The organism is Streptomyces sp. SID3343, assembly GCF_009865215.1.
Classification (GTDB): domain Bacteria; phylum Actinomycetota; class Actinomycetes; order Streptomycetales; family Streptomycetaceae; genus Embleya.
On the sequence record NZ_WWJX01000488.1, the window covers coordinates 1 to 5,675 of the forward strand.

Below are 5,675 nucleotides of genomic sequence, written 5' to 3' on the forward strand. Positions count from 1 at the left end.
TCCCGAATCCTCGCCCACCGAGGGCCCGTCACGGTTCTCGAACGCGTCCCCCACCACGACGAACGGAGCCTGGCTGCCGCGCTGGTGCGCCAGCCCGGCAACACCGGTGCCCTCCTGGGGCGCCTGTGGTCCACCCTCGCGCCGCTGCGCACCTGCGCCGCGGTTCACCGGCTCGACGCCGTGGCTCCGTTGGACGAGCGGCACTCGATCCGGGCCCGATTCGATCGCGCGCGGTCCGCCCTGCACGGCTCTGCCCGGCCGACGGACGGCTGGACCCGATGGCGTGCGGGCCTGAGTCTTCGCCCGCGTGTGGAACACGTCGCGGTCCGTGTGGGACTCGCCGGCCCGCCCGTCGGCGAGATTGTCCTCGCGCACGGGGGGCTGGATCCGCGAGACATCGTCGTGCGCTCCCAAGGCATGATCCTTACCGATCCGCGGCCACATCTCGCGGCGCCGCACGCCGACCTGGCGATGCTCTTCAGCCGCATCACCCACCACCTGATCGGCACCCGCCCCGGGACGACCATTGCCGACGCCGTCTGCACCGGCATCCACGGGTGGGTCACCGCGAGCACGAACCCCCTCAACTCCACTGACGGGCACAGCGATTCGGCGCTGCGTCAGGTCCTGCGGTTGTGGGCGATGGACACTCTCACGGTCGTGGGTGACGTGCTCGTCCTACCGCCCGACCTGCCGGTCCTCGACGAGACACGACGTGGTCTCGGTGAACGTGCGACCGACGTCCTGGACGTCACCGAACGCATAGCCCACGCCCTGCTCCAGGGCGACGGTTCCCCGCGTACCCAGCTCGCCGACGCGCTGGCGCTGGTCGCCCACGCGGCCCGCGCCTAACGACCCGAACGGCCCCCGGCCGCAAGGAAGGCACCACCATCCGGCTCGACGCACGTCTCGACCCGTCGGCCACCCGCTCCTTCTCCTCCGTTCGTTCTATCCCGGACAGGACATGACCCTCCACCACACCCGGTACCGGCACGCCCACGACCGGGCGTCGGCGTACGCCGACGCCCGCCTGGGCGCGATTGTGCCCGCCCTGCTCGACGGCACGATCGAGTGGGGCCACACCCGCCCGAGTCGCGCGCACCACACCCGCGACGCCCTGCTGCACGGGCCCGGCCGGGAGCCGCTCCCGGTGACGGCGTCCCTGGCGTACGGCACGACGTTGCCCGAGCTGCTGTACGAACAGGACGCGACCATGGCGGCGCGGATGGCCGCCGCGCACGACCGCGCGAGTCACGAGACGGCCCGCGCTTCGGCCCATCGCGCGGTCCTGGTGGCGATGGGCTGCCCGTCCGCCCCCGCGGTGCTGGCCCTGCGGGGCCCGGTCGTGGTCGTCGAACACGCGTCGGCCGCCGCGACGTTGGCCTCGGGACTTCTCGACGTGCCGCACCGGCTGGTCGACCACCTCGACCGGCTGTGGGGATCACTCGCCCCCCTTCGGCCGCCGACCGCCGCGAACCGCATGGCCGCCGCTGCCTCGTTGGACCAAGCCGCCTCGATCGAGGCGGAGTTCGCCGCGACGTGGGTGGTGGATCCGCTGCCCGATCACATCGCCGAAGCCGGCCGGGGGTGGGCCACCGGCGGCGCGCTGTCGAGGTTGCGCGCACGCCTGGTCAACGTCGCCGTGCGAATCATGCTCACCGCGCCCGGGACCGCCACGCGAACGCTTGCCCACGGGGGCCTCGACCCCGCCGACATCCTCGTCCGACCCGCGGCGCCCGTGCCGTGCCGCCCGTGCCCGCACCTGGCCACCCCACACTCCGACCTGGCCACGCTGCTCAGCCGCACCACCCAACACCTGATCGGCGCCCGCGCCGCCGCCGGTGTCGCCGACACGGTCACGACCGACCTGTACGCGTGGATCACCGCGACCGAGGGACCCCTGGCCGCGCACGACATCCGCCGCGCCCAAGCGCTGCGGGACGTGCTGCGCCTGTGGGCGATGGACACCCTCACCACCCTGGCCGGCCACCTGGCGCTGCCCCCGGACGTGCCGATCCTGACCCCGGCCCAACGCGGCCTGGCCGAACGCGCCACCGAGGTCCTCGACATCGTCGAGCACATCGCGCACGGCCTCCTCGGCGCCGACACGCCACCGGCGACCGCGTTGGCCCACGCCCTCGCCCGCGTCACAGCGGCAGGCCGCGCCTGAACCCGCCCGTGCCCGCACCGCCGCACCGAAAGGCGACGGGCATCACAACCCAGCCGCACCGCGTCCCTCGCGCCGCGCTCCCCATTGAGCCCGAGGCCGCCTCGAACCCCGACCTCGCACAGGAGATCCACGTGCACGACCACGTCACCACCCGCAGCCCGGACACGACGCGGGCCGCGCCCGACGGCGCGGCACCGAGACTTCGCGGGACGCACGCGCCCACTGTGCGACGGAGGCTGCGTGACGCGAACCAGGCCCGTGGATGGGCGGCGCACCGCATCGACGTCGCCTCCCGCCGGCTTCTCGACGGCGCGCACATCGTCCTGGGCTCCGAGCTTGGCGATCTGTCGGGCCTCACCCTCACCGCTGTCGTCGACCAGCGGCCGGTGACGATCCGTATGGCATACGGGCGACCGGTCGCAGCCCTCCTGCACGACGCGCAAGCCGCAGACGCGCCCGTGACGTCCCTTCTGCACCATGGCCACGACCGCGTCGGCCGCCGCGTCCAACACGACCTCGCACACGCGGCGGCGTTCGCCCGCGCCACCGGGCTCGACCGGCCCGAAACCATCGCCTCGCAAGGGCCGGTCACCATCACCGAGCACCCCGACGGGACCAGCCTGTCGGCGGCCGTCCTGGAACACCCGGACCGCACCGGCGCACTGCTGGAACACCTGTGGTCCGCCCTGGCCGGCATCCGCGACCCCCACCTCACCCAAGCGGTGCCCGTCCCGGCGTCGAGCAGCCGGTTGGGCGTCGAGGGCGAGTTCCGCGCGCTCTGGCACGGGATCGCCCCCGCCTGGCTGGACGACATCGGCATCGGGTGGACCCACATCAAGAACCGGCGGGCCCTCCTCGACAGCATGGACGACTTCTCGGTGCGCCTGGACGAACACCGCCCGCACGACCACGACGAACAACGCGTCCTGGTCCACGGAAACCTGGACTGCGACCACCTCGTCCTTGCCACCGGCGGCACCTGGACCAGCAGTCCCCGACCGCACCTCGCCGCTCCCGAGGCGGACATCGCCCTGCTCGTCAGCCGTCTGACCCAGCTCCTGATCGGCAGCGCCGCACCCCCCGACACCGTCGTGGCGGTCACCGGCGCCGTGCACTCCTGGCTCACCACGGACACCGGACCCCTCCCCGACCACAACCGGCCGGCCACGCTGCGCGAGGTCCTGCGGCAGTGGGCCATGGACACCCTCACCGTCCTGACCACCTGCCTCGCCCTGCCCCCACGCGTGCCCGCGCCCACCGACACCCAACGCCACATGACCCACCGCGCGACCCGCGTCCTGCAGATCGTCGCCACCATCATCCGCGGACTTGAACTCCGACCCGAGCAGCCCGAATACGCCCTGACCACGGCCCTGGCCCGCGTCCACGCCGCCTGCGGAATCCCCAGACACCGCCAACTCGACACCCGCAAGACACCACGTGGCTGACGGCCGGCGCCTCGGAAGCGCGCTTGAACGACGCTGCGCCCGAACCGCCTCGGGGCCCTCGCACGAATCGGAGGACAACCTTGCCCACCCCGCTCACCGGGATCGCCGTCGTCTGCGTGCCGGTCTTCGCCACACACCACTCCACCATCGCCCACCCGGACACGGCCCTGACGCCGTGGTGGCGACCGGTCGTCCCTACCCGTACCTCGCTCACCGTCCACGCCCGTGTCGAGCCGCAGGCCCAAGCGGACTTGGCCGATGCCATGTCGGGAGCAGCTCCCGCAGCCAGGGTGACCGGTGGCATCGCTGTCCACACGGCACGCACGGCCCAGGAGACGACCGTCCAGTTCCCGGGACTCGGCACGTGCGTGTATGTGCCGCAGGAGCCGGACCGGGACGTCGAGATCGCCGGCACGGACCCGCGCGGCGTCGCCGCCGCGTCACCGACCGCGAGGGTCCTTGGCGCACCGGTGCGGTGGGTGCCGTGAGCACATCGCACGTGCCCGCACCGGCCGCGCTGGTCCTGGGCGCGGTCCTGCGCGAGCTGCGCGTGGGACGCGGCATGAACCTGTGGGACGCGGCGGTGCACATCCGCGGATCCGCCTCCAAGATCAGCAGGCTCGAACGCGCCGAAGTCCCGCTCCGCGCAGCGGACATCACCGATCTCCTGGCCGCGTACGAGGTCGGGGACCAGCTCACCTTCGCGATCGTCGAGGACCTGCTCGACAAGGCCGGCCGACCGTTCTTCCACGACCGATACGCCGACGTCCTGCCCGGCCGCCACGAGCGCCTTACCCACCTGGAGGCACGCGCCCACCACATCCGCGTCCACGACGCGCGCACCGTCCCCGGCCCCCTGCGCACCCACGACTACACCCGGGCCCTGAACACCCTTACCCTCCCCGACTCCCGGATGTCACCCGCGAAACCACCGGGCCGCCAGCGCCCTACCGTCCTCGACCACACTCCCGACTGTGTGCTCGTCGCCTTCCTCGACCCGGTGGTCCTCGACCAAACGATCGGCGACGCCGCGGTCATGGCAGATCAGATCCGCGCCCTGCGCCGGGCGACCCAGCGGGCCAACACGCACATACGGACGGTCCCGCCCACAGACCTCACACAGCCGCCGTCGATCGAGTACCTGCGCTTCGCCGACAGCCGCGAACTGATCTGCCTGGAGCAGGCGGATGCCGTGGTCTACCTGCGCGAGAGCGACCACCACCGCGCCGCGCTGGACCGCATCGCCCTCGCCGCCCACGACCACACCGACACCCAACGGCACCTGACCCGTGCCGAACACACCCACCACCCGCGCGGCGCCGACCGCGCGCCCACGGCCTTCGGGACCGACGGCCGAAGCCTCGCCGAAAGCACCGGCGCCACGCCGGCCCCGACCACCACACCTCGACCCGCCCGGGAGCACTCCTCGTGATCGCCACCAACAACCGGCCCGCCACCGCCCTGCCCGCCACCAGGACGCGCGCGGGCGTCGCAGCGACCATCACCCCCCGGTCGACCGGTCGAACCCGCACGGCGTCGGCGCGAGCGGACCTCTTCCCAACGCCGACCCCGAAGGCGTTGACGTACGTCACGGACAACGTGCTCGACGGCGCGTGGGACGACGACCGCTACGGCAACATTCTCGCGATTCTGGCGTCCCTCCACGCGGACGTCATCGCGTTGCAGGAGGCGAAGTCGTGGGACACAAGTGACTTCGCCCGGGTCTGCGAGACGGCCGAAGCCCTCGGTATGGAGAGCCTGTTCGCTGCGTCTTCCAGCCACGAGTGCCATCTGGTCCTGCTCTACCGCACGGACAAGCTGTCCCTGAAACGGTGGACGCCGGACGCCGCCTGCGGCAAGTTCCACCACACCCTGCAGCGGGCCGAGTTCGTGATCCGCGCCACGGGCGAACACGTCACGGTCCTCAACACACACCTCGACCCGTTCGCCGGTGACGGCCGCAAAAGGGAGGCGGGCTGGCTTACCGAGTACGCCAAGGACGACACGTCCTGCGTCCTGCTGGGTGACCTCAACACGATCGGGGCCGACGACCCCGA

At 72.5% G+C, this 5,675-nt stretch carries 6 protein-coding genes; all 6 read left to right on the forward strand.

Features of this window, described 5'->3' with window-relative positions; genetic code table 11:
- The coding region (locus tag GT354_RS15455) for a hypothetical protein (RefSeq protein ID WP_161356889.1) at positions 1-852 on the forward strand (852 nt) is incomplete at its 5' end.
- Positions 853-964: 112 nt separating this feature from the next.
- A complete protein-coding gene (locus GT354_RS15460; protein WP_161356890.1) occupies positions 965-2,170 on the forward strand; it encodes a hypothetical protein in 1,206 nt (401 codons plus the stop codon).
- 131 nt (positions 2,171-2,301) lie between these two features.
- Positions 2,302-3,618, forward strand: a complete 1,317-nt coding sequence (locus GT354_RS15465) for a hypothetical protein (protein WP_161356891.1) — start codon at positions 2,302-2,304, stop codon at positions 3,616-3,618.
- 80 nt (positions 3,619-3,698) lie between these two features.
- On the forward strand, positions 3,699-4,106 hold the full coding sequence (locus tag GT354_RS15470) for a hypothetical protein (protein ID WP_161356892.1): 408 nt from the start codon (positions 3,699-3,701) through the stop codon (positions 4,104-4,106).
- On the forward strand, positions 4,103-5,050 hold the full coding sequence (locus GT354_RS15475) for a Scr1 family TA system antitoxin-like transcriptional regulator (RefSeq protein WP_161356893.1): 948 nt from the start codon (positions 4,103-4,105) through the stop codon (positions 5,048-5,050). The genes GT354_RS15470 and GT354_RS15475 overlap by 4 nt, the downstream gene beginning before the upstream one ends.
- Positions 5,047-5,675, forward strand: a 629-nt coding sequence (locus tag GT354_RS15480; RefSeq protein ID WP_346012044.1) for an endonuclease/exonuclease/phosphatase family protein, incomplete at its 3' end; no start/stop codon positions are given. The genes GT354_RS15475 and GT354_RS15480, both read left to right, overlap by 4 nt.

Coding starts and splice junctions, on each gene's coding strand:
- GT354_RS15460 (WP_161356890.1), top strand. CDS start 965: ATGACCCTCCACCACACCCGGTACCGGCACGCCCACGACCGGGCGTCG.